The organism is Blochmannia endosymbiont of Camponotus modoc (assembly GCF_023585785.1).
GTDB lineage: Bacteria > Pseudomonadota > Gammaproteobacteria > Enterobacterales > Enterobacteriaceae > Blochmanniella.
In genome coordinates this window covers 247,499-273,699 of sequence record NZ_CP097765.1, presented here as the reverse complement: position 1 = coordinate 273,699, position 26,201 = coordinate 247,499, and the positions used below count along the sequence as shown (strand labels likewise).

The following is a 26,201-nucleotide window of genomic DNA, read 5'->3' as shown; positions in this document are numbered from 1 at the left end:
ATTTATTTGACAATTATTTACTATAGTGTTTTTAACAAAAAAACATATTATGAATCGTGAGATACAGATTAAAATGTATTCTTACACTTTTATTTTAAATTAAAACTGTAGAGGGTTATTATTCATCATGTTTCTATAAGAGACATCATATCTCCATTTTTTTTAATAAAAAACTTAACAACATCGATTTTAAGTAGTAAAACTTAATACAAATTATAATTAAATTTTTTAATTAAAAAAATTTCTGTGCAGGTTATTGACTAAGAATATCACGACCATAATAAAACTCCTTGAGTTGAGTATAATTATAGTATAAAATACAATAGGTATGTTAGTGTTATAATTTTATTGTATTATGTATAATAATACAGATATACGGGATTGTATATATTTTGGATAATCTATAGTTCCTGCATTTTTATAAAATATAATAGGAATGGTTGTATTTATTATAAATATTTAAAAATTTTAATGAAATATCTCAATAAAACCGAGGCAATCTGGTGATTGATAATAACGGTTACCGATTAAACGTAGGAATTGTGTTATGTAATACTCATCAGCAAGTATTATGGGCCAGAAAATGTAAGCAGCATTACTGCTGGCAATTTCCTCAAGGTGGAATTAACATTGGAGAGACTCCAGAACAAGCCATGTATAGGGAATTATTTGAAGAGATAGGATTGAATTATCAAGATGTTCGTATTCTATCTTCAACGCAATACTGGATGCATTACAAGTTACCTAAAAAATTAATTCGTTGGAAAATTAGGCCTATTTGCTTTGGGCAAAAACAAAAGTGGTTTTTATTAAAGCTTTTATCCAAAGATACACGAATTAACATAAAAAATAATAAAGATTACACATTTGATAGCTGGAAGTGGGTGAGCCTATGGTATCCCATACGTCGAGTCGTATTCTTTAAAAGAGATGTATATAGAAAAGTTATGCAGGAATTTGTTGATGTAATAATATCATAGTTTAATACTATTATATCCTTATAAAGAAGAAGATTAGATGCAGTATGATTAATAAAAAGAATTTCAATCTTCCATTGAAGATTGTGCACGTCAATATTAATAGTACATTGAAACGTGCTTTGTTTAAAATAACTACGTTTTGTGATTAAAACTGATTATAAAAATTATATAAATAGTATAATTAATCAATATGCAGAATCTTTATTATCATGCATGTAATCCGATAATTTTTACAATAGGACCTATTTCATTACATTGGTATGGCGTAATGTATGGATTAGGTTTTATATATGCTATGTGGTCATTATCGTACCGTATGCGTCATCTCAATAATGTTTCATGGACTCATACAGATGTAGAACATTTATTATGTTTGTGTTTTTTGGGTGTTTTATTAGGTGGTCGCATTGGATACGTATTATTTTATCAGTGGTCTTTTTTTTCTAATAATTTACTGTGGATCTTTAAAATATGGGAAGGAGGTATGTCTTTTCATGGCGGTTTAATAGGTGTAATTATATCGATCGCGTGGTTTTCTCACAAAAAACATCGTCCTTTTTTTCAAATATCAGATTTTGTCGTTCCAGCGGTTCCGTTTGGATTAGGGCTTGGTAGATTAGGAAATTTTATTAACGGAGAATTATGGGGTCGAATAGCCATTGATATTCCATGGGCTATGTTATTTCCTAATTCCGTGTATCAAGATTTATTAATACTACCAGATCATCCTGAATGGGAACCACTATTTGATAGTTACGGTGTTCTTCCTCGTCATCCATCTCAATTATATGAAATGTTTTTAGAGGGAGTAATATTATTTATTATCATAAGTAAGTTTATTCGTCAACCACATCCCGTGGGTAGTGTGTCTGGTTTATTTCTGATTTGTTATGGGGTGTTTCGTATTATAGTGGAAATTTTTCGTCAACCTGATAGTCAGTTAGGATTAATTAACAACATAGCCACCATGGGACAAATTTTGTCATGCCCTATGATTATATTAGGAACGATTATAGTTTATCTTGCTTATAGGTAATTGATTTATCAAAGTTATCAATATAATTAAAAAATCTATGTCAATTAATTTGGATACGTTATTATTTGTTAAAATAACTCTCATGCTTTAAATTAAGTTTGATTTTTATTAATTATTTACATATCTTTTTTTTAAACATTAAAAATTTATATGTATCTATTAGCTGCCATATTTATATAATATATATATCACAAATCAATAATAATTGAAAAAATTTAATTTTTTTTTTAAATAGTCCATATCATGGAAAACAATTTATTTATTTTTTCTATTTTTTAAAATATGTAAACTAATAAAATTGTTTTTGTTTAAAATAATAACTGTCAAAGTATATATATAATATATTTTTCGTTATAATTATAAACAAACATGGTCCATCCTCTGTATATATAGAGGATATATAGATATCAGTTTAATAAAAACATACCCCATTTAAATTAAATAATTTTATTACGCAATGTTTACTATTTATCATTCTAACCAATCAAATTCATTCAAAAATCTATTAATTAATACTATGTCAGATAAATCACTTCCTGATCCCATGCAATCTGAAATAATATTAACAGAACACGGTATTATGGACCAATGGATACAGATAGAAATAGCCAATCATTTTGGTATCGCATGTAATATCAAATTTATGACTTTAATGTCTTTCATGCAGTATATTTCTAATAAAATAGAACCTAATAATTTTATAGCAGATAACTTTTCACAGTCTATCATGTATTGGAAATTTATGAAAATATTATCTCAAATGCAAATATCAAAAAAGTGCTCTATTATATACAAATACTTATATGGTGATGTCAATCAACAAAAAATAAGTCAATTTTCTGAACAACTTTCCAATTTATTTATTCAATATTTAATATATCGCCCAGATTGGTTGGACAATTGGGAATCCAATGAAATAATAAATTATTTAGATGACACACATCAAACCTGGCAATCAAAAATATGGCGTATGTTCTTAGAGAATATACGATGTAATCAGCAAAAATTGAAGGGTAATATATATCCTTTACAACGTTGTATTGATTTTCTAAAAAATACTCAGAAGATAATTTTTAATTATCTTCCAAGTAGAATATTTATCTTTGGAATAACATCTATACCGCCTATATATTGGAATATATTAAAATTATTAAGTTACCATATTGATATTTACTTATGGTTTATAAATCCCTGTTATCATAATTTGATTTATATATCTGATCAAGATTCGTATGACGTAACACAACAAGAAAACCAATTATGCAATAAGAATGCATTGCGCTCATCTTCATCTGTTGCTGTTCATTTTTCCAATCATAGTCATTATTCTAATATCAATCATCCTTTATTAGATGCATGGGGCGATGTTGCTTATGATACTTTATCTTTGTTTACTCAATTAAAAGATAAAATTGAACTAAAATCTTTTATTATTCCTAAACAAGATTCTTTGCTTCACATTGTACAAAAAAACATTTTAGAATTTCAGAATCATATAAAAAATATAAAAAAACAACCTGATACTACAACATCTACAAATAATCACCGACATATATTATCATCAGAAGATCAATCAATTACTTGCCATGTTTGTCATAGTATTCAACGAGAAGTAGAAGTGTTACATGATAATTTGTTATCAATGATGGCAGATGATCCATCGCTGTCTCCAGGAGACATCATAGTTATGGCTTATGATGTACACTGTTATAAATCAGCTATTCAAACTATATTTGATAATATACAAGATCGACATTTACCGTTTAATATAGCAATAGATAACTATAAAAAAAATACACATCCAATTATATCAACTTTTATTAATATACTTAACATACCATATAGTCGATTTACTTCTGAAGAAATTTTGTCGTTTTTAACAGTACCATCTATTGCATCTCGTTTTAAAATGAACAAAGAAGAAGTAAAATTATTACACCAATGGACCATTAAATCTGGTATTAGGTGGGGACTTGATGATTACACCATGTATAATTTTAATTTACCTATTATTAATCAAAATACTTGGAATTTTGGATTAAATAGAATGTTATTAGGTTACGCTATAAAAAATCAACATGATACCTGGGAAAAAATTTTACCGTATGATGATATAATAATCAGAGATCATATCAATATTATTGGTCAATTAGGAGAATTTTTAAAAACATTAAAAAAATGGAGGGACCGATTCGGTCATTCTTATACGTTGGTAGAATGGATATCCTATTTCAAAGAAATAATTGACGATTTTTTTCATTGTGATCATCTGGATTCAGAAAACAAAACAGTCTTACTTTTCTTAAAAAACTGCTACAGAGATATATTAGAATCAGGCATACAAGCAGAATATACTCAAACTATAAGTATAACAGCACTACGCGATAAATTATGTCGCAAATTAACACAAGACACTGTAATCCCCCGGTTTATACCAAATGTAATTAATTTTTGCAATATTACTCCAATTTTCTGTATTCCTTATAAAGTAGTGTGTTTTTTAGGTATGAATGATAATAAGTTTCCTCGCAATAAAATATCTCCAGACTTTAATTTAATGGTTAAAAATCCGCGTAGAAATGACAATAACATACACGAAAAAGATTGTTATTCGTTTTTGATAGCATTTTTATTAGCTCAAGAAAAGATATATATTAGTTTTATCGGGCGCTCAATTTATGATAATAGCATGAGTTACCCTTCCGTATTAATCAATGAACTTTTAGAATATATTGCTTTAAATTTTTATTCAAAAGAACATGAAAATATAGATATAGATATTAATATCAAACATATACGTCAGCGTTTATGTCAATGGTATCCTCCGTTTCCTTTTTCTCCTGAAAATTTCAATCCTAACAATAATAAACAAAGTTTTGCTAAAGAATGGCTACCTACAACAAATATTAATACAAATCATTCTTTATTAATCTGTCCGAATTTTAATACTTCGTTTTCTCATAACCTCACAAAAACAATAATGTTTCAAGATTTATACAACTTTTATCGCCATCCAGTACGCATATGGTTTCAAAAACGATTAAATGTGTATTTTGATCAAAATATATTGAAATTATCAAATGAAGAACCTTTTTCCGTAGATGGACTCAATCGTTATGAATTAAATATGCAATTGATTGATTATCTAATTCATAGTAAAAATACCGATGAACTATATCATAGTATGTGTGCTTCTGGAATTCTACCTTATGGTGTATTTGGAAAATTATATTGGACTAAACAACAAAAAAAAATGACAATATTAGCGAATCAAATAAAAACGTATCATTGTATTGAAAAAGATAACCTAGATATTTCTTTAACATTTGATACGACTAGATTATTCGGGCAATTAACTGCAGTGCAAGAAAATGGATTGACACGTTGGAAACCTCGATATCTTTCTATGAAAGATGTATTATTGTTGTGGCTAGAACATATAACTTATTGTGCTATAGGTGGAAAAGGTGATAGTCGATTATTTGGTATTAATGATGCATGGCATTTTCCTAATTTATCAAAACTGCATGCAAAAAAGTTATTATTCACTCTAATATCAGATTACCGCACGGGTATAAACACACCCATATTGTTACTATATCAGTCTGGAGGAGCTTGGATTAATCATGTATTTGACTGGAATACTCGAACAATATCTCCAAATCCATATTGTCAAAAAGAAGCACATCGAAAACTAATACAAGTTTGGCAAGGTACCAAATATTCTCTTTTCAGAGAAAGTCACGATCCATATTTACGTAAACTTATCTCATTTGATTTAAGTGAAGAAAACATCTCAAAAATTATTAAAACTGCAGAACATTATTTTTTTAACCCAATGAAGTACAGAATAATATAACGATTTACAAATTTTACATCAAAAAAAATAATAAATATTTTATAATTAAAAATTGCATATATTACACAATACAACACATAACACCACATTTTCAAATAATGTACATAATAAAACACAAACTGTTCATTCATTAAACCATGGGAATTATATGATTTTTTATTTTTTCATATAATCCACTATAACGTTGTGTGATCGAATTAACACTGCGTATTATTACGTGATCTGTCGCGTATAAATAAAGACATTGACGAGCTCTAGTGACGGCAGTATAGAATAATTCTCGTGTTAATAATGGTGTATATTTATTGGGTAATATTATTGCGATATGTTGAAATTCAGATCCTTGCGCTTTATGTATAGTCATAGCAAAACAAGTTTCATGCTCCGGTAATTGATATATTTGTATAACTTTTATACCTCCTCGTGGTAAAATAAAATATGCAGATAATTTATTTTGATCATTTAACAACAATACCCCAACATCTCCATTATATAATTCTAATGCTGGTTTATTACGTAATATAATAATAGGTCTACCTATATAATTCCTAGAATTATTTAATTGAATTAATCCTTTCTCATTTAATATTTGTTCAATATAATAATTAATCCTTATTACTCCGAACGGACCATCACGCAATGCACACAATATGCGATAATGATTGAAAATCTTTAAAATATTTTTTGTTAGGATTTGAGTGTGTTTCAATTTTTGTAAATAGTTAGAATATGCCATTGCACAATTAAGAATCATAGTTATATAGCTTTTTTTGTCTACAAAATAAATATAATATAAATCCTTGTATATGTTTGAATTTAACAATGACAATACATGATTATAATCTCCTGAATTTATAGCACCAGATAATTTATTAATTCCTGAACTTTCACTAAATCGATAATTTTTCTTTAGTATACATGTACCATCAATAATACTATTATAATTATAATGCACAGATGATTCAGAAGGAGATATAATAGGCAATATGTAACCTGTAAGATCTATAAGTTCTTGATAACGTTTACGAGAATAATAAAAATTAGAAAATTGACACACATCTTTAAATACGGATCCAGGTTCTACTGAACATAATTGATATTGATCACCAAAAAAAATAACTTTCGTTTGGGGAGAAAGTGTCAAAATAAGCTGAGCTAACATAGATAGACTAACCATAGAAGCTTCATCAATAATTAAAAGATCTAAGCGTGTGAGATCAAAGCAATTATATTGAATATTTTCTTTATATAATCGTGTTCTAAGTAAACTATGTAGAGTAGTAGCTTTTTCTGGTAAGTTACATAAGAGAAGATTTTCTAATTGTGGAATATTGTGCATTGTTGTTTTAAAGGATTCAGTCAAAAGAGCTGCTGCTTTTCCTGTTGGAGCGGTTATCTGAATATTTAGATTATGATTCTTGCTGCATAACAATAATGCAGCTACTATCTTCGCTATAATAGATGTTTTTCCAGTTCCAGGTCCTCCAGAAATTAACACTCTGTGATGCGTTACGCCAATAGCAGTAGCTATTTTATGCCAATCAACTTCTGTATAAGTTATAGGAAATAATTGATTTAATACATGAATTATTTTTTCTTTTTGAAAAACATTTGATGGATATTTATGATTAAAAAATTGCGCGACTATGCATTCATCTTGCCACATGTGATGTAAGTACAAACGCTTATTTTCCAATATTAATGGGGTGACCCGTGATCCATCACTAACCGCAGGACAAGAAAGCAATAATTCCTGCCAGTCAGATATCGATAATTTCCCCAATTTTCTATATATCGCATACGTTAATTCAGGATAATTTCCTTGAAATAATTTATCAGGAGTAAGAAACCATAAAGGTAAACAAACATGACCAGCCCTAACGTTAGAGCTTAGAGTTGCGCTAGCTAACATTAATGCTTCCTTTATATTATTATGTCGATTCCCATCATAAATGGGAAGAGCTAATACATCGGCAAATTGTACATCTAGTGAATGCCACAACCCTAATTTTAAAATATTGTTAATAATATTTTTCATGGGACTATTTTTATGGTCTACAGTATTAGATTTATATATTTTAAACGACAGAAAAACTGTATTTTTTAGTTAAAAACGAATAATTACAATTTTAAATTTCACTTAAATAATTTATACTGTATCTTTTTAGATATAAGTTATCTATTTGAATTAATAATTATATGTAAGTTCGTATGTGTGCTTATTAAGATAGATAGGTACACTTAAATCGTTAATATATTAGATCGCATCTTTATTATTCTATAAAAAAAATAGTGTTCCTATTATTAAATAAAATCTAAGCATTATTCATCTAATGATGTTTAGATTATTTTTAAAGAATAAATTATCTAATTCATTAATAAATGTCGATAATGGACGAAAAAAATAAATTCCATTACTCAACGGTGTTCCATCCATACCGCGTATAAATAAATAATATACTCCTCCGAAATCTTTTTCATAGTTATAAGAAACGAGTCTATTACGTAGAAACCGATGCAACGCTAAAGTATAAAGTTGATATTGCAATGCATAATGATGTTTAATCATTTCTTGTGTTATTTTAGAGCCAACATAATCTTCATTGTTGTCTCCTAACCAATTGGTTTTATAATCTAATAAATAATACCGATGATTCCAGCGAAAAATTAAATCAATAAATCCTTTTAACATTCCTGTTATATCCAAAAAAGTAAGCGATGAAGATTTACGTGATAAAGGATCATATTTTTTGCATAAATGGTCTAATTCTTTCGATGTTAAATACGTATTAATAGATAAATAAAATTTAAGCTCAGTTTTTTTATTCTTAGGAATTATTTGCGCAAGAGTTAAATTATTATTATTAAGGGGGGTATTGAGTACTATATATATCCATTCTCGGACAACAAATCCCCAAATTGGATCAATATTATATTTTGCCATATGTGCGTATAACCATTTCATATCCACAAGTTTTCTAAAATCCAGAACTTGAAAGATACTATGAAAAAAGTTACCACATACTTTTCCTTTAGGAAAAGTATGTGGTGTCAATGGAATATCATTCTCTTGACACTGAATGTGTTCACTGATATCTAATTGTTTTTCTAAATTTAAACATGTTGTAACATCAACATCAGTATGTTGTAGAGCGCTAAAACTTGTTATACTCCACGGAATAATATTTAGTGATGTCTTCCAATTTTTTCCGCATAGCAATTGATTAGATGCAACAGACGATACATGAGAAAATAGTTCTTGCGATCTTGAAATAATACGGAAGGAAATATCACCATTCGAATAAACACTGAGCCTTTTTAAATGTTTCCTTAATGTTGCTGCGTTTCCAGCAGTTTTTTTTTGAATTAAATATCCTAAGGCGCTGTGATGTAAATCATTGGTATTAGATTTTTTTTTGTATCGTCGTACTATTGGACCAATACCTATAGAACAATGATAAATACTACGAGTTACCGCTACATATAATAACCTTAAATCTTCTGATAAACGCTCTTCATCTGCCAATATTAAATTTGACTCTGATGCATTGAAATTTAAATGGGTTTTATATGATTTTCTATCATGAAAAAAAGGATTTTTTACATAATTAAAGTCTGCTACAAATGGTAAAAATATTAATGGAAATTCTAATCCCTTAGATTTATGTATTGTACTAATTTTTATTAATTGATGATCACTTCCTAATCGTAAATTTTGATCAGATATTTTTTTATTTTTTGGTTGTGTTATTTTTAATATTAACCATTCCATAAGTGCGTGCTCATCTTGTAACTGTCTTGCAGCATCTTGCAATAATTCACCTAAATGCAAAATATTTATTAAACTACTTTCACCTACTCGCGTAGACAATAACTTTTCTGGTACTTTATGGTCAAAAATTACTTTCTGTATCATCAAATACACACCCTTTTTTTTCCAAACGGAATAATACTCAAAAAATTTCTCAAATATTTGTTCTTGTTTAGATTCATTATTATTAATACTTTCAATATCAGTGGCATTTAATCCAAAAAAAATAGTTGTTAAAGCAGTGCAAATTGTATGGCTCTCTGGAAATAAGATTGCTCGTAATAATAATGATAATTCATAAGATTCCATTGTTTCAAAAATATTTTTATGATTGGATAGAAATATTGTTGATATATTTACTTTTGATAAAGCAGAACAAATAAGTGATGCTTCTTCATGATTTCGTACTAATACAGTTATATCCGATATTTCTAATTTTCTTTTATACTGATCATTTTCTAACCAAGCTGTTCCATTACGTATTTCATGTAATAAATTGTATAAAATAGTGGCACATTCCTGTGCCATTGATCGTTTATAGTCATTTATTGTAACTATCTCATCAGGATGTAACCAAAAACACATAGCTGTTTGCGATTGATTGTTTATCAAAAACCGATACATACTATTTCGACTAGCAGTTACTGAAGGAATAAAAGGAATATCTTCAAAAATAAACGGATTAGGAACCAATTGGAATAATTGGTTAATAGCATTAACTATATTTAACGACGAACGCCAATTAATATTAAGATTGTATTTGTTACATACTGTTTGACGTATTTTCATATACGAAAATATATCAGCCCCACGAAAGGCATAAATTGATTGTTTGGGATCTCCTATTAAAATAAGACCATTTTCTGAGTCAGAATTATATAATGCACTAAAAATTTTGAATTGCTGACAGTCTGTATCTTGGAACTCATCAATAAGCGTTACCGGATAACGTGTACGCAGTATATGTGCTAATTTATTGTCTTTATCTGTAACTAAATGATGAGCTAATACATCAACAAGATCGTTTAAAGTAATTTCTGACCTACAATGTTGAGTATTATTTAAATCATTATGTATCTCATTTATTGCAATTTTAAATATTGATGTTTTAAATGATGATAATTGGCTATATAATTTTTCTATTGAATCAAATAAAGTACATATATAATCGGATCTATTGCTATTATTATGTATCTTTAATTCGGTTGTTCTAAAACGTTGTAGATCATTAGGTATCGTATGATCAATTGTTGGTCGTTTGACCCATTGATTAATTCTGTCTATCCAACGTATTAAATTATTTTTATTGTATATTCTACGATTAATGTCATAAGAATTGACGATAGTAATTATATTATATTTATTTTTATGCCATTCCTTTTTAACATGATTGACATGATCCAGTATTTTTTCATAATAAGTTATGATACTTTTTTTATCTTCATGTATGTCATGATTGTAACAATCAAGGCTAGACCTAGATCTGTATATATAAGGAACAATATCGTTTAAAAGAGAATTTGGATCTTTCCAATATTCTTGAATTAATTTAGCTATATTTAATGGCAGTGAATAAAAATTCCGTCTCCAAAAATCAGCGCATGCTTGTTGGTACAATATTGTTTCATTATCAACAATATTCGTATTAAACAGCATGTTTAATTCGATTGTATTGTGATTTAAGATATTTTGACAAAAACTATGGATGGTAAAAATAGATGCTTGATTTATTTTTTTTTCTGCTTCAAATAATTGATTTATGGCTAATTCTACATTATGTATTTGTAATAATAATTTAGAAAATAAAAAATTATTACTATATCCACGCATACAATCTAATCTAAATTGATGAATATTTTCTCTTATGCGATGACGCAGTTCTTGTGCTGCAGATTTAGTAAAAGTTACCACAAGTATTTCTTGTACTGTTAAAGGACGGGAAAAATCTGATCTATTCCCTAAACATAACAATAATCTAATATAGATTATTATGAGAGTATATGTCTTACCAGTACCTGCTGAAGCTTCAATTAAATTGATGCCATACAGAGGTAATTCTAAAACATTTAAATTACGCATGATTATTGTTTATATTTATTTAAAATAATGACAGTTATCTTTAATTTTATTAAAACTATATTATTTATAAATATTAACTATTATTAGTCAAATTTAAATAGATAAATCAAGCAAATAAAAATGAATTACTTTACACCAATAAATATAAACAACATTTATTCTAACATTTAAACAATAGAATCAAAATACTATGGAATAAGGTACCTTAAGTAAGAAAAATATATTTTATATGTCGCGTAATAACTCATTTATCTTAACTTTATTTTTAGTTTTAGAATCGACTGTTTTTACGATTACAGCGCAATAAGTATTAACACGACCATCTTTGGAGGGCAGACTGCCTGGAATTACAACTGAACCAGCTGGAACGCGTCCATAGTATATATTTCCACTAGCACGATCATATATTTTAGTGCTTTGACCTATAAATACTCCCATAGAGATCACTGCACCTTTTTCAACAATTACCCCTTCTACAATTTCAGAACGAGACCCAATGAAACAATTATCTTCAATGATGGTTGGATTAGTTTGAATGGGCTCTAAAACTCCTCCAATTCCTACGCCTCCAGATAAATGCACATACTTTCCAATCTGAGCACAAGATCCAACTGTAGCCCAAGTATCAATCATTGTTCCTACATCAATATAAGCACCAAGATTGATGTAGGAAGGCATGATTACTGTGTTATCAGCAATATAAGCCCCGTAGCGCACAGTAGCTGGTGGAATTATACGCAATTTTTTATTTTCAAAACGTGTGCGATCCCATCCGGAAAATTTCATAGGAAATTTATCAAAAAAAACACCATCCCCCCAAGTTATTAATTGATTGTCCATAGTATGAAATGCAAGCATAATTGCTTTTTTTAGCCATTGATGCGTAATCCATGTGCCATTGATTTTCTCTGATATACGTAACGTTCCATTATCTAGTCTATCCATGATTTCTCGAACAGCATTATTGACGGTAGAATTAATGTTATTGTTTGAAATGTATTCTTTTTTTTCAAAGGCACTTTCTATTATTTTTCGTAATTGATTCATATGTTTCATATTCCATAATATCGAATTCATTTGAGAGCAATTATTTCTCATTGACTATGAAAATAATATCTTTGTTAAAGTAAATGTTAGAAATTTACATCGACACGTTATAATATATTACTATGTTTTTGAGTTATACAGCGACATCTGTTTAAAGATATTATATTGGTATCCTTAAATAAAATTTGTTCATATTTAACAAATCTACTCTAATAAAGAATGACTAGCATTTAACATATTACCACTACAATTATACTCCATTGAATAACGTATACATTAAATAATACTGCTTGTTCAATAAAAAGAATGTTTTTTATTTTCATAAAAATAACATATACATTACCACATAATTATGATTTTTGCACTTATTCAAAGTCATTTATTAATATAATGCAAATATCTCTAAAAATACTTTTTACAATAAAATATATGCTTTTTTTATTAATTATGATGATTTAAATAATTGATGATAAAGACTCATCGGAACGTAACGTTAATACATCACACCCATTTTCCGTAACAACAATAGTGTGTTCATACTGTGCTGACAAATTATGATCTTTTGTTTTTACTGTCCATCCGTCATTTTCAGTATAAATATGGCGAGTACCTGCATTTACCATAGGTTCTATTGTTAATGTCATTCCTGATTTTAATATCACACCTTCATCATCAGCATCGTAATGCAATACATGGGGAGCTTCATGAAAAAATTTTCCAATTCCATGCCCACAATATTCTCTTACTATTGAAAAATTCTGATTTTCAACAAATCTTTGGATAGATTGACCTATTTTTTTTAAACGTATGCCTGGTCTAATCATACGAATTGCTAAATAAAGACTTTCTTGAGTGATCTTACACAATTGATACCCCAACTTTGTCGGTTGACCAACAATAAACATTCTAGAAGTGTCAGCATATAACCCGTCTTTAATTACTGTAATATCAATATTTACAATATCACCTTCTTTTAATTTATGCGAATCATTTGGAATACCATGACACACTACCTCATTAATTGAGGTGCAAATAGACTTAGGAAATCCGTGATAACCAAGAGGAGCAGAAACAGCATGTTGTATTTGTGTAATATAATTATGGCAAATAGTATCTAATTCTCCAGTACTAATACCAGGTTGCACGTAAGCTTCAATCATTTCTAACACTTCTGCAGCTAATTTCCCAGAGATACGCATTTTTGCTATATCTGTAAGTGTTTTAATAATAATTTTCATAATATATATATTATTAATCTTATTAACAAATACATAATATTTTTTGCCTTTACATCATATGATCTACATATAAATCATTGCATTAATTAAGATAAATTACATCAAGGTATATTTTATAACTCGCATTCATTGCTATTAAATAAGCATTTTTTATTTGAAAATAAATGTTAATTATTTCTTGTTTTAGACCATTGTAAACACTATTCTTCGTATTTAACTTATTAAAAATTATTATAACATGTATTATATAATCTATCTATATTTAAATGCTGATAGCTGCCAACATTATAAATAATCTACTCAACAACCAATAGAGGTATATAATGGAAAACATTTCTATACGCGACATGCTTCAAGCCGGTGTTCATTTTGGCCATCAAACCCGTTATTGGAATCCTAAAATGAAACCTTTTATTTTCGGGGTTCGCAATAAAATACATATTATTGACTTGGAAACAACTAGTGTAATGTTTAGACAAGCTTTAATTGAACTGAATAAAATCGCTGCACTCAAGGGTAAAATTTTATTTGTAGGTACCAAACGCGCAGCTAGTGAATCAGTAAAAAAAACAGCACTGGCTTGTAATCAATTTTTTGTTAATCATCGTTGGTTAGGTGGAATGCTAACCAATTGGAAAACAGTACGCCAATCTATAAAACGTTTAAAAGATTTAGAAATTCAATCTCAGGACGGTACTTTTAAGAAATTAACTAAAAAAGAAGCATTGATCTTGAACCGAGAACTTATTAATCTAGAAAATAGTTTAGGAGGTATTAAAAATATGGGGGGGCTTCCAGACGCAATTTTTGCTGTTGGTGCAACACATGAACATATTGCTATAAAAGAAGCAAATAGCTTAGGAATTCCAGTTTTTGCAATAGTTGATACCAACTCTAACCCAGATGGAATAGATTTCGTTATTCCAGGGAACGACGATGCTGTACGCGCGATTAACCTATATTTAAATATAATATCTAATATGATACATATAAATGCGTTCAATACTTAATATAATTAATGTTACACATACATTTGTTAACAATTAAATGTATAAAAATATTTTCTATATATATTCCTAATACGATGATATTACTATGAAAGAAAAAATGATTAATATTAATAGCGGTTTAATTAAAGAATTACGTAAACGTACTAGCATTGGTGTTGTAGAATGTAAACAAGCTTTAATTAAAGCCAATGGAGATCTTGAATTAGCTATAGATAACATGAGAAAATCCGGTTTAAAAACTGCTTGCAAAAAATCTGGACACACCACATCATCAGGTCTTATTGCAGTAGAAATAACATCCAGTAAGCAATATGGTATTATGATAGAAATAAATTGTGAAACTGATTTCGTAGCTAAAGATAGTACTTTTCAAGAGTTCGCTAAAACTGTTATTATTACAGCGTTAAATGAAAAAATTCATGATATTAATATACTACAAACTAGATTTGAAGAACAACGGACTAATTTAATTGCAAAAGTTGGAGAAAATATAAACATTAGTAGGTTTGTTGTGTTGACAGGTGATTTTTTGGGGTGTTATGTACATGGATTCAAAATAGGGGTAATAGTTGCTGCTAGCGGAAATGTAACTTCAGATTTAATGAAACATATTTCCATGCACATCGCAGCTAGAAGCCCTAAATATATTAACGTAGATGATGTTCCTACAAATGTAATGATTCGTGAAAATCATATTCAAATGGATATTGCTATGAGATCTGGAAAATCATACAAAATTTCAGAAAAAATAACCGAAGGACGTATGAATAAATTTCTCAATGACATTGTATTAACAAAACAAAACTTCATAATGGATACTAACAAAACAGTGGAAGAACTATTGATTGAGTATCATGTAAAAATTAATAATTTTGCTCGTTTTGAATTAGGTGAAGATATGTAAATTAATATTTTATATTATTGCTAAAATTTTAATTAATTAACACAGATCATCATTGGTTTTTAAAGTAATATATTCAATCCTTTTAACAATAAGAAACTACTAATTAAAATTTGGTTAAATCGGAATAATTATTGACATGCATATTATACTTTAAATAAGTTAGTGTTTGCTTCTGTTTATGCCATTTTTTGTGAGGAATATAATTAATGGTAACTCACACGAAACCAATTTACCGGCGTATCGTACTTAAAATGAGCGGGGAAGCTCTACAAGGCACCGAAGGTTTTGGAATCGATACTACTGTATTAAACCGAATGGTTACAGAAGTTAAAGAATTAGTTAAAATAGGTATTCAAATAGGTATAGTTATGGGAGGTGGCAATTTGTTCCGTGGCGCTGAATTAGTTAAATCCGGTATGAATCGTATAGTAGGGGACCATATAGGGATGTTAGCTACTATAATGAATGGGTTAGCCATGAGAAGCGCATTAAATCATGCTTATGTTCATTCCCATTTAATGTCAGCTATTCCATTAAATGGGGTATGCGATCATTATAATTGGATGAAAGCTATTAACTTACTGTCTAATAATTGGGTGGTAATTTTTGCAGCTGGAACCGGGAATCCTTTATTTACTACTGATTCTGCTGCCTGTTTGCGTGGTATTGAAATTAAAGCAGATGTAGTACTTAAAGCAACTAAAGTAGATGGTGTATTTTCTACTGATCCAATTCAACATCCTGATGCTATACTATATGAACAATTGAGTTATCAGGACGTACTAAAGCGTGAATTAAAAGTTATGGATTTGACAGCATTTACATTAGCACGAGAACACAATTTACCAATACGCATATTTAATATAAACAAACTTGGGGCATTAAAAAGAATTATAATGGGATATAAAGAAGGGACTTTAATAACTAAATAATTTAAAGATTTGCAACATTCAAATAAATACTTAAATTTATATAAATTGGTTTTTAATTCAAAAATATAAATCAGAGGTATATGATGTGATTAATAAAATTAATAATATTCAGACAGATTCAGAAATACATATGAAAAAATGTATTAAAAACTTTAAAATAACTATCAACAATATTCATATAGGACGTATTTCTCCAAATATATTAAATAACATCCGAGTAGACTACTATGGAATATCCACTCCGTTATCTCAAGTAGCAAATGCCATAGTAGAAGATTCACGCACTTTAGCTATCACAGTATTTGACCATCAGTTGATCAAATCAACTGAAAAAGCTATTTTTATGTCTGATTTGGAATTAATTCCTATTTCTCATGGAAATATTATTCGAGTAACATTACCTGCATTAACTGAAGAACGTCGTCATACTTTAATAAAAATGGTACGGACTGAAGCAGAAAAAAGTAAAATAGCTGTAAGAAACGTGCGTCGTATTGCTAATGATAAAACCAGAATTTTACTTAAAAACAAAGAAATTAATGAAGACGAAGAGCATTTTTTTCAAAATGAAATTCAAAAGTTAACTAATATTTGGATTAAAGAAATTGATATTATTCTCACAGAAAAAGAATCAGAACTAATGAAATTTTAAATATTAAATTGTGCCTTGATATATATTTATATATGTACTAACAACAAATGATAGATTTTTATCTCTACACTAAATAAATAATTTAATTTATACATATGCAATCTTTAACAATTCTAGGTAGTACTGGATCTATTGGAAAAGCTACCCTATCTGTAATACAACAACATACCGATAAGTTCTTTGTGCATGCATTAGTCGCGAAGAATAACGTTGCTGTCATGACAGAACAGTGCATAACGATGTGCCCCAAATATGCATGTATGATATCTGAAGATGCAGCACGAATATTGAAAAAAAATTTAATCATCGCTGGAAAATATAATATTGAAGTATTATCTGGAGTAACACATGCTTGTGAATTAGCATCAACTAATGATGTGGATATGGTGATGTCTGCCATAGTTGGAATTGCTGGATTAAAGCCCACTTTTTCCGCGTTGCGTGCTGGTAAAAAAATATTGTTGGCAAATAAAGAAACTTTAGTTACTTGCGGAAAATTGTTTATGAAAGAAGCCAATCGATACCGTGCCTGTATACTGCCTATAGATAGTGAACATAACGCAATTTTTCAAAATCTACCAGAGATATGTCAGGAGAATTTAGGAAATACATCTTTATCTGAATGCGGTATATCTCGTATTGTGCTAACTGCATCTGGAGGAATTTTTTTCAAAACACCACAAGAACAATTAACCAAAATAACACCAGAGCAAGCTTGCGTGCATCCTAATTGGTCCATGGGGCGTAAGATATCAGTAGATTCTGCTACTATGATGAATAAGGGATTAGAATATATTGAAGCACGTCATTTATTTAATGCTAAACCGAGTGAAATAGAAATTTTATTACATCCTCAGTCTATTGTCCATGCTATGGTATACTATTCCGACGGAAATGTATTGGCGCATCTAGCACCTCCAGATATGAGAATTCCTATTACATACGCAATGGCTTATCCCAATAGAATAGGACTAAAAATCTCATCCAATATAGACATATATTATCTTAATAAATTACATTTTGATCAATTAGATAATCGCAGTTATCCTTGTTTCCAATTAGCAATAGATGCTGATAATTGTAGTCAATCGGCTACTATTGTCCTAAACGCAGCAAATGAAATCGCCGTAGAAGCATTTTTACATAAAATGATTTCTTTCACTGACATTCCTGATGTCATTCGTCGTGTACTTGATGCAATAAATTTAAATGATCCTAATGATATAGAAGATATTTTATATATTGATCAAAAAGCTCGTGAGAAAGCAATATCTATATGCGTCATATAATGAATAATATTGTCTTTAATAAAATTTATCACAATTACTACATATGTATCATAAAAATGATAAGTAATTTCATTAATTTGTAATTATAGTGTTAATTATTATAAAATGAGTATTTTTACTTAACACAAAGGTATTTAATTTGGAAAATAAATAAATGTGATATCATCTCAACATAATCAAGAGCTTAACACTTTTTCATCTAATTTACTACCACGCCATGTTGCTATTATCATGGATGGTAATGGGCGTTGGGCAAGAACACGAGGAAAATTACGTATTGTTGGGCATCAAGCTGGATTTAATGCGGTCCGGGGTGCTGTTCATTTCGCTGTTAATCATAGATTCGATGCATTAACTTTATACGCGTTTAGCAGTGAAAACTGGAAACGTCCTGATAAAGAGATTGATTCTTTAATGCAATTGTTTTCTCATGCTTTAAATAATGAAATAGACGTTCTACATAAGCATAATATTAAACTAAGAATCATCGGAGATATTAATCGATTTTCTGGTGAATTACAAAAAAATATACACCGCTCTGAAAAATTAACTTCCAACAATAGTGGACTTACACTTAATATTGCTGCAAATTATGGAGGACGATGGGATATTATCCAAGGAGTAAAACAACTTGCCATGCAAGTACAGCAAGGAATATTAACCCCTAATCAAATTGACGAAGATGCTCTATGTAAATGTATCTGTATGAATGAATTAGCTCCAGTAGATTTGGTGATTCGAACAGGAGGTGAACATCGTATTAGTAATTTTTTGCTTTGGCAAATAGCATATGCTGAATTATTTTTTACAGATGTATTATGGCCTGATTTTAATGACGTCATATTTAAAAGAGCATTAAATACTTTTATGAAAAGAGAACGCCGATTTGGAAACAGTGCATCTATTTAATTTGCAATACACATGTGATCAAGGAGAAAAATGTGTTAAAAACCCGTTTAATTAGCATGTTGATCCTGATTCCCATCACTATTTTGATGGTATTTTTATTGCCTATTATACCATTCTCGATTGTTGTATCTATCATTTGTTTAATTAGTGCATGGGAATGGGGAAAAATGCATCATTTTTCTGATTATGTACACCGAATGTGGATATGCGCTATATTTGGATTATTGTGTATTACAATGATAATTGTAACGATAAAAAGCTATTTATATTTCAATAATTGGCATATTTTTTGGTATATTTTAGGGAGCATTAGTATAGTATGGTGGGTACTAGCGTTTTCATTAATATTATCTTATCCTGATTCTGCTATTTTATGGAAAAAATCTAATGTACTATGTTTTTTTTTCGGAATATTAATAATATTACCATTTTTTTTGGGGATATTAACGTTGCACCAATTTCATCATATCAACGATAGCACCATCGGAGCATGGTGTTTACTGTATATTGTAATATTAATTTGGATTAATGATTCAAGTGCATATATCATCGGTAAAACATTAGGGCGGCGTAAATTATTAGAAAGCGTATCTCCTAAAAAAACTTGGGAAGGATTTATTGGAGGTATACTAATTTCAACAGGAATTTCATGGTTATTCAGTATATATATGCCAATCAAGGTGATAAATCCATTTCTTATATTTATTTATTCTATCATCGCAATTATAGCCTCTATAATAGGAGATTTAACTGAAAGTATGTTTAAGAGAGAAGCTGGTATTAAAGATAGCGGGAGTTTAATTCCTGGACATGGAGGAATGTTAGATCGCATAGACAGCTTATTTGCTGCAGTGCCTATTTTCGTTTACCTAATATTATTAAGTCTATATTAATATCATCATAAAAAAAATAGAGAATTCGTTAACATCATGTTATTACATTTGTTTTGGAACTTATCCGCATTTATCTTTGCATTAAGTATACTCATCACGGTTCATGAATATGGACATTTTGTAGCAGCGCGTTTTTTAAAAGTAAAAGTAGAGCGATTTTCTATAGGATTTGGCCCTGTTTTATGGAGTTGGAGAGATTCAAATGATACCGAATACGTAATTTCCGCTGTTCTTTTTGGTGGATACGTTAAATTATTTAATACTCAAAAAAAAATAGCATCTTGCGATGAAGAATGTAATCAATCATTTGATTGTAAACGTATTTGGAAAAAAAGTGTTATTGTGGTTTCAGGACCCATTTTTAACTTTCTTTTTTCTATTTTGTTATACGTGTTAGTTTTTATGATAGGTGTGCCTATTTATAAACCAATAATCCATTCCGTTATACCTAACTCCATTATTGCTCAATCGCATGTACCATCTGGCGTAGAAATTAAATCAATTAACAATATTTTGACTCGTGATTGGGATGCAGTACGTTTGGAAATTCTTAATAGCATAGGTAAGGAAAAAATTATTATTTCTGCAACACCAATAAATAGTACGCATATTCAAACTTATACCATTAATTTATCTCGTAACTGGTTCAATAAATCTACTAATAATAAAGATCCTATAATAACATTGGGCATTCTTCCTTTTGACACACATATATCACCGATCTTGTCAGGAATACAACCTGATTCTTCCGCACAACGAGCTGGTTTAAAAATTGGAGATAAAATAATCTCAATTGACGATCAATTAATACATAATTGGGAGTCATTTATTACAATTATCAAAAATAATCCAGAAAAAACTTTTAAAATTATAGTAGAACGGAAAAATAAAATATTAAACTTTAGTTTAACACCAGATAAAAAATATTTGATTCCTTCCGATAAAGCAGAAGGAGTTATAGGTGTTTTTCCGAAAATTACTTATATCCCAACAAAACATCATACAATCCATCAATATGGATTGTATCTAGCTATATTAGAAGCTTGCGAAAAAACATGGAAATTAATATGCCTAACAACTAACACATTATTTAAATTGATTACTGGAGATGTTAGGATAACCCATCTCAGTGGCCCAATCGCAATAGCGCAAGGAGCAGGTGCATCAGCTCAATCTGGAATAATTTACTATCTTATGTTTTTATCTTTAATCAGTATCAATTTAGGTATTATTAATTTACTACCGTTTCCAACACTAGATGGAGGGCATTTATTTTTTTTTATAGTAGAAAAAATAAAAGGGAAATCAATATCGAAAGAAACACAAAGTTTTGGTTATATCATTGGATCTATTATACTTACGTTTATAATGTGCTTAGCAATTTTCAACGATATATCTAGATTATGGTAATTAATAAAAATTAAAACTAAAAAGATTAAAATAAATAACAATAGATGAAAAGAATATTTATAGCATTCTTATTGATAATTAGCAATGTAGCACAGAGCGCTGATACAATCATAAATAAAATTCTTTTTAACGGATTAAAAAGAATTTCTTTAGATACAGTACTATTTAATTTACCTTTAAAAATTGGAGCTATTATTAATGATGAAGATATTGCTAATAGTATTAAAGTGTTGTTTTCTACAGGATATTTTGAAGCAATCACAATATCTAATAATGAAACAGGAATTATTATAATCCAAGTGAAAGAACGTCCAGTTATTGATAATGTGAATTTTCATGGGAATAAAATAATTACAGAAGATATAATAAAAAAAACATTAAATGTAAAAAAAATACAATCAGGTGAACCGTTTAATGAATGTTCTATTTTTGAGTTAAAACGAGAATTAGATAATTTGTATCATAATTTTGGTAAATTTACAGCTACAACTGAGATAGTAGTTATTCCTCTATCAAGAAATCGTGTTAATTTGAAAATAATATTTACTGAAGGTAAAACCGCCAAAGTACAACAAATCAATATTTTTGGTAATCATGCATTCCATACAAAAAAATTATTATCACAATTTAAATCATATAGAAAAATTAAATGGAGACCCATATTATCCAATCGACAATATCAACAACAAAGATTATTCCATGACTTAGATAAATTACGTAATTTTTACTTAAACCATGGTTACGCTAAATTTCATATTGATGAAACACAGATCGATTTAACATCAAATAAAAAATATATTTACCTTTCTTTATATATTAATGAAGGCATGCAATATACATTTGATTCTGTAAAATTACATGGAAATATATTAGATTATTTTCCTAATATTAAGGAATACATGAGAGTTTCTCTTGGAGAATTGTATAGTAACAATAAAATTCAAGAAATAGAACGTAACATACGATATGTATTGAGCAAACATGGCTACATGCAACCTATCATATTAATAGAACCAGACATCAATGATAACAATAAAACAATAACATTATATGTATATGTTGATATAGGACGTCATTTTTATGTGCGTGAAATACGCTTTGAAGGTAATAATATTACTAAAGATGAAGTAATTCGTAGAGAAATACATCAAACAGAACAAATGCAATTAGATTATACTCGTATTGTTCAAGATCAAGATCGACTTAAACGTCTTGGTTATTTTAAAACTGTAAACACTCACATTGAATATGTATCGAATACTATAAACCAAATCGACGTTATTTACAAAGTTGAAGAACGTAATACTGGTAATTTAAATTTAAGCGTCGGATTTGGAACAGAAAGTGGTATAAATTTACAATTCGGAATGTATCAAGAAAATGTATTAGGTTCAGGAAATTCTATAGCTGTTGCTAGTACTAAAAATTATTATCAAACTTATGCTGAAATATCATCTGTAAAACCTTACTGTGGCGTTAATAATATTAGCGTAGGAGGGAAAATATTTTATAATGATTTAAATACTAACAAAACGGGTTTGTCAGATTATAATTTGAAAAATTGTGGTATTAATATTAATTGCTCATACCCGATTGTTGAATACAATACGTTTAATATAGGATTAAATTATGTATCTAATTATTTAAGTAAAGTAGCTCCTCAAGTAGCAATATGGCGTTATTTAAAATCTACAAATATTCGCCCAAAAATATCGATTAACAATACATTTTTGGATGATACTATTAATTTTCATACAAATGATTTTTTATTAGTTTCAGGATGGACTTTTGATAACTCGAATCATGCTTATTTTCCTACATATGGTGTACGCGCTAATGTATCAAGTACATTAACACTACCTGGGTCTAATAATCAATATTATAAAATACTAATTAATTGCAATAGCTATATGCCTTTGGACCAATATTATAATTGGATAATAATGAATTCTATATATGCTGGTTATTCTGGAAGTATACATAAAAAAGAAAATCCTTTTTATGACAACTTCTACGCCGGAGGTATTGGAACAATACGTGGATTTAGATTAAATAGTATAGGACCAAAAGCTGCCTATTATCATTGCAGCGATTCAAGCCAAAACTATACTACATGTGCAATAAAGAACTCTCAAGATGCTGTCGGTGGAAATGCAATAACTCTTTTTAAAACTGAGTTAATTATTCCTATCGCATATTTTAATACACAACATTCTGATATTGCACGTATTTCTCTGTTCTTAGACACAGGTACTGTATGGGATACTTTTTGGAAAAATACTGAAGCAACACAAAAAGCTGGTATTGTAGATTATAGTATTCCAAGTAATATTCGTATATCCAGTGGTATAGCTTTGAAATGGATATCTCCAGTTGGACCAGTGATTTTTTCTTATTCAAAATTGATAAAAAAATATCCTGGAGATATAGAAGAACCATTTCAATTTAGTATCGGAAAAACATGGTAAAATTTAAATGTAATATAGAAATAACAAATATCTTATCAAAGTATAAACTTTTATATTTTATTAAACTAAGAGGTTTACAGTGAAAAAGTGGACATATATATTAAGTATGGTGATTTGGATAACACAAATTAGCCCTGTTGATGCTGCGGACAAAATTGCGATAGTTAATATTTCTAATATTTTCCAACAATCTTCACAACGTGCGAAAATCATTAAACAACTTGAATATGAATTTAAAGATCGTGCTACCGAATTAGAAAAGATGGAGCACGATTTACAAATGAAAATACAAACATTACAACGAGATGGTGCTACCATGAAAGCAATCGAGCGTAGTGAATTAGAAAAATCGTTAATAAATCAACGTGAAATTTTCTCTAACAAAGCTAAAGAATTTCAACAAGAAAATCATTCACGTCAGACAGAAGAAAGAGATAAAATTCTGAATATGATTCACAATGTAGTAACGAATGTTGCTAAAAAAGAAAATTACGATATAGTAATCGACACTAATGCTGTAGTATATCACAGCATTCGTATTACAGATATTACCAATTCTGTAATGAAACAAGTTGGATAAATTATGATCGGAATGCGATTATCTGACCTAGCACAACAGTTAAATGCTAAATTATATGGAGATGAAAATATTATTATTACTGGTGTTGCTTCTATAAATAACGCACGAGTGGGACATATTACTTTTCTAAAAAATCAGCGATTTCTAAGTCAACTAAGCTCCTGTCGCGCCTCAGCAGTGATATTGTCTAAAAATAACTTAATTTTTTGTAAGATTGCTGCATTAGTAGTAGAAGATCCTTATATTGCGTATGTTAAAATAGCACGATTGATGGATACTACCCCTAAACCATCGAAAAACATTGCATCTGGAGCTATAATTGCTTCAGATGCAATTTTAGGTCAAAGAGTAGGGATTGGCGCTAATGCAGTTATAGAATCTGAAGCAATTTTGGGGGATGATGTAATCATTGGTCCCGGTAGTTTCATAGGAAAAAAAGCAAGAATAGGAACAGGTACACGTTTATGGGCCAACGTTACTATATATCATGAAGTAGAAATTGGTGAATTCTGCTTAATACAATCTGGAGCTATAATTGGTTCTGATGGATTTGGGTATATTAATGATCATGGTGTGTGGATCAAAATTCCTCATTTAGGAACAGTAAAAATTGGAAATAATGTAGAAATAGGTGCTTGTACTACTATTGACCGTGGAACACTAGATGATACTAAAATTGAAAACGGGGTAATTATTGATAATCAGTGCCAAATTGCACATAATGTCATAATAGGCGCGCACACTGCAATAGCAGGAGGTGTCATCATGGCTGGAAGTTTAACAATCGGACGATATTGCATGATAGGTGGAGCTAGTGTAATTAATGGGCACATAAATATTTGTGATAAAGTCACGATAACCGGAATGGGTATGGTAATTAAAGCAATAACACAACCTGGTATTTACTCATCAGGTATTCCTGTACAACCAAATACAGTATGGTGGAAAACTGCCGCGTTAATTATGCGGATTAGTAATATGAATAAACGTATAAAAACTATAGAAGAAAAATTAAAAAAATTACTGTTCCTATAAATTTTAAGATAATTAGGACAGTTTATTCTTTATCCTGTTAGGATGAACGGGATAGTGTTGTTAATACGA

General features: G+C 29.0%; 18 protein-coding genes. 14 read left to right on the top strand and 4 right to left on the bottom strand.

The window, feature by feature from the left end; genetic code table 11:
• The first annotated feature begins 503 nt into the window (after window positions 1-503).
• The 3 genes from rppH to recC all read left to right on the top strand — a co-directional run bounded on the left by rppH (window position 504) and on the right by recC (window position 5,875).
• Complete coding sequence (gene rppH, locus M9396_RS01105) at window positions 504-980, top strand: RNA pyrophosphohydrolase (protein WP_250242259.1); 477 nt, start codon at window positions 504-506, stop codon at window positions 978-980.
• A 190-nt stretch (window positions 981-1,170) separates the two neighbouring features.
• The gene (gene lgt, locus M9396_RS01100; RefSeq protein WP_250256786.1) at window positions 1,171-2,016 is read left to right on the top strand and encodes a prolipoprotein diacylglyceryl transferase; all 846 of its coding nucleotides are present in this window, start codon (window positions 1,171-1,173) and stop codon (window positions 2,014-2,016) included.
• 457 nt (window positions 2,017-2,473) lie between these two features.
• A complete protein-coding gene (gene recC, locus M9396_RS01095) occupies window positions 2,474-5,875 on the top strand; it encodes an exodeoxyribonuclease V subunit gamma (protein WP_284308751.1) in 3,402 nt (1,133 codons plus the stop codon).
• Window positions 5,876-6,005: 130 nt separating this feature from the next.
• Here the strand turns inward: recC and recD are convergent, their stop codons facing one another.
• The 4 genes from recD to map form a co-directional block, all read right to left on the bottom strand.
• Window positions 6,006-7,913 (bottom strand): exodeoxyribonuclease V subunit alpha, encoded by a 1,908-nt coding sequence (gene recD, locus M9396_RS01090; protein WP_250242265.1) that lies wholly within the window; start codon window positions 7,911-7,913, stop codon window positions 6,006-6,008.
• A 288-nt stretch (window positions 7,914-8,201) separates the two neighbouring features.
• Complete coding sequence (gene recB, locus M9396_RS01085) at window positions 8,202-11,765, bottom strand: exodeoxyribonuclease V subunit beta (RefSeq protein ID WP_250256784.1); 3,564 nt, start codon at window positions 11,763-11,765, stop codon at window positions 8,202-8,204.
• A gap of 225 nt (window positions 11,766-11,990) precedes the next feature.
• A complete protein-coding gene (gene dapD / locus M9396_RS01080) occupies window positions 11,991-12,812 on the bottom strand; it encodes a 2,3,4,5-tetrahydropyridine-2,6-dicarboxylate N-succinyltransferase (RefSeq protein ID WP_250256783.1) in 822 nt (273 codons plus the stop codon).
• A gap of 455 nt (window positions 12,813-13,267) precedes the next feature.
• Window positions 13,268-14,050, bottom strand: coding sequence for a type I methionyl aminopeptidase (gene map, locus M9396_RS01075; RefSeq protein WP_250256782.1), 783 nt, complete (start codon window positions 14,048-14,050; stop codon window positions 13,268-13,270).
• Window positions 14,051-14,373: 323 nt separating this feature from the next.
• Between map and rpsB the strand changes: the two genes are divergently transcribed.
• The 11 genes from rpsB to lpxD all read left to right on the top strand — a co-directional run bounded on the left by rpsB (window position 14,374) and on the right by lpxD (window position 26,132).
• On the top strand, window positions 14,374-15,060 hold the full coding sequence (gene rpsB, locus M9396_RS01070; protein ID WP_250256781.1) for a 30S ribosomal protein S2: 687 nt from the start codon (window positions 14,374-14,376) through the stop codon (window positions 15,058-15,060).
• 85 nt (window positions 15,061-15,145) lie between these two features.
• Window positions 15,146-15,964: a translation elongation factor Ts gene (gene tsf, locus M9396_RS01065; protein WP_250256780.1), complete on the top strand. Its 819-nt coding sequence runs from the start codon at window positions 15,146-15,148 to the stop codon at window positions 15,962-15,964.
• 206 nt (window positions 15,965-16,170) lie between these two features.
• The gene (gene pyrH, locus M9396_RS01060) at window positions 16,171-16,896 is read left to right on the top strand and encodes a UMP kinase (protein ID WP_250242278.1); all 726 of its coding nucleotides are present in this window, start codon (window positions 16,171-16,173) and stop codon (window positions 16,894-16,896) included.
• An 85-nt stretch (window positions 16,897-16,981) separates the two neighbouring features.
• On the top strand, window positions 16,982-17,548 hold the full coding sequence (frr, locus tag M9396_RS01055; protein WP_250242281.1) for a ribosome recycling factor: 567 nt from the start codon (window positions 16,982-16,984) through the stop codon (window positions 17,546-17,548).
• 95 nt (window positions 17,549-17,643) lie between these two features.
• The gene (gene ispC, locus M9396_RS01050) at window positions 17,644-18,837 is read left to right on the top strand and encodes a 1-deoxy-D-xylulose-5-phosphate reductoisomerase (RefSeq protein WP_250242284.1); all 1,194 of its coding nucleotides are present in this window, start codon (window positions 17,644-17,646) and stop codon (window positions 18,835-18,837) included.
• Between the two features lie 156 nt (window positions 18,838-18,993).
• On the top strand, window positions 18,994-19,746 hold the full coding sequence (uppS, locus tag M9396_RS01045) for a polyprenyl diphosphate synthase (RefSeq protein WP_250256779.1): 753 nt from the start codon (window positions 18,994-18,996) through the stop codon (window positions 19,744-19,746).
• A gap of 32 nt (window positions 19,747-19,778) precedes the next feature.
• Window positions 19,779-20,639 carry a phosphatidate cytidylyltransferase gene (locus M9396_RS01040; protein ID WP_250256778.1) on the top strand — a complete coding sequence of 287 codons (861 nt, stop codon included), beginning with the start codon at window positions 19,779-19,781 and terminating at the stop codon, window positions 20,637-20,639.
• A 36-nt stretch (window positions 20,640-20,675) separates the two neighbouring features.
• Entirely contained in the window at window positions 20,676-22,049 is a 1,374-nt protein-coding gene (rseP, locus tag M9396_RS01035; RefSeq protein ID WP_250256777.1) for a sigma E protease regulator RseP, read from the top strand.
• 44 nt (window positions 22,050-22,093) lie between these two features.
• On the top strand, window positions 22,094-24,517 hold the full coding sequence (gene bamA, locus M9396_RS01030) for an outer membrane protein assembly factor BamA (RefSeq protein ID WP_250256776.1): 2,424 nt from the start codon (window positions 22,094-22,096) through the stop codon (window positions 24,515-24,517).
• A gap of 79 nt (window positions 24,518-24,596) precedes the next feature.
• Window positions 24,597-25,097, top strand: a complete 501-nt coding sequence (locus tag M9396_RS01025; protein WP_250242301.1) for an OmpH family outer membrane protein — start codon at window positions 24,597-24,599, stop codon at window positions 25,095-25,097.
• A gap of 3 nt (window positions 25,098-25,100) precedes the next feature.
• Entirely contained in the window at window positions 25,101-26,132 is a 1,032-nt protein-coding gene (gene lpxD / locus M9396_RS01020; RefSeq protein WP_250256775.1) for a UDP-3-O-(3-hydroxymyristoyl)glucosamine N-acyltransferase, read from the top strand.
• Window positions 26,133-26,201 lie beyond the last annotated feature (69 nt).

Bases quoted from the DNA above. Each gene is read 5' to 3' on its own strand.
- dapD (WP_250256783.1), bottom strand. From the start codon at position 12,812: ATGAATCAATTACGAAAAATAATAGAAAGTGCCTTTGAAAAAAAAGAA.
- lgt (WP_250256786.1), top strand. From the start codon at position 1,171: ATGCAGAATCTTTATTATCATGCATGTAATCCGATAATTTTTACAATA.
- rpsB (WP_250256781.1), top strand. From the start codon at position 14,374: ATGGAAAACATTTCTATACGCGACATGCTTCAAGCCGGTGTTCATTTT.
- tsf (WP_250256780.1), top strand. From the start codon at position 15,146: ATGAAAGAAAAAATGATTAATATTAATAGCGGTTTAATTAAAGAATTA.
- recC (WP_284308751.1), top strand. From the start codon at position 2,474: ATGTTTACTATTTATCATTCTAACCAATCAAATTCATTCAAAAATCTA.
- recB (WP_250256784.1), bottom strand. From the start codon at position 11,765: ATGCGTAATTTAAATGTTTTAGAATTACCTCTGTATGGCATCAATTTA.
- rseP (WP_250256777.1), top strand. From the start codon at position 20,676: ATGTTATTACATTTGTTTTGGAACTTATCCGCATTTATCTTTGCATTA.
- map (WP_250256782.1), bottom strand. From the start codon at position 14,050: ATGAAAATTATTATTAAAACACTTACAGATATAGCAAAAATGCGTATC.
- recD (WP_250242265.1), bottom strand. From the start codon at position 7,913: ATGAAAAATATTATTAACAATATTTTAAAATTAGGGTTGTGGCATTCA.
- pyrH (WP_250242278.1), top strand. From the start codon at position 16,171: ATGGTAACTCACACGAAACCAATTTACCGGCGTATCGTACTTAAAATG.
- ispC (WP_250242284.1), top strand. From the start codon at position 17,644: ATGCAATCTTTAACAATTCTAGGTAGTACTGGATCTATTGGAAAAGCT.
- lpxD (WP_250256775.1), top strand. From the start codon at position 25,101: ATGATCGGAATGCGATTATCTGACCTAGCACAACAGTTAAATGCTAAA.
- bamA (WP_250256776.1), top strand. From the start codon at position 22,094: ATGAAAAGAATATTTATAGCATTCTTATTGATAATTAGCAATGTAGCA.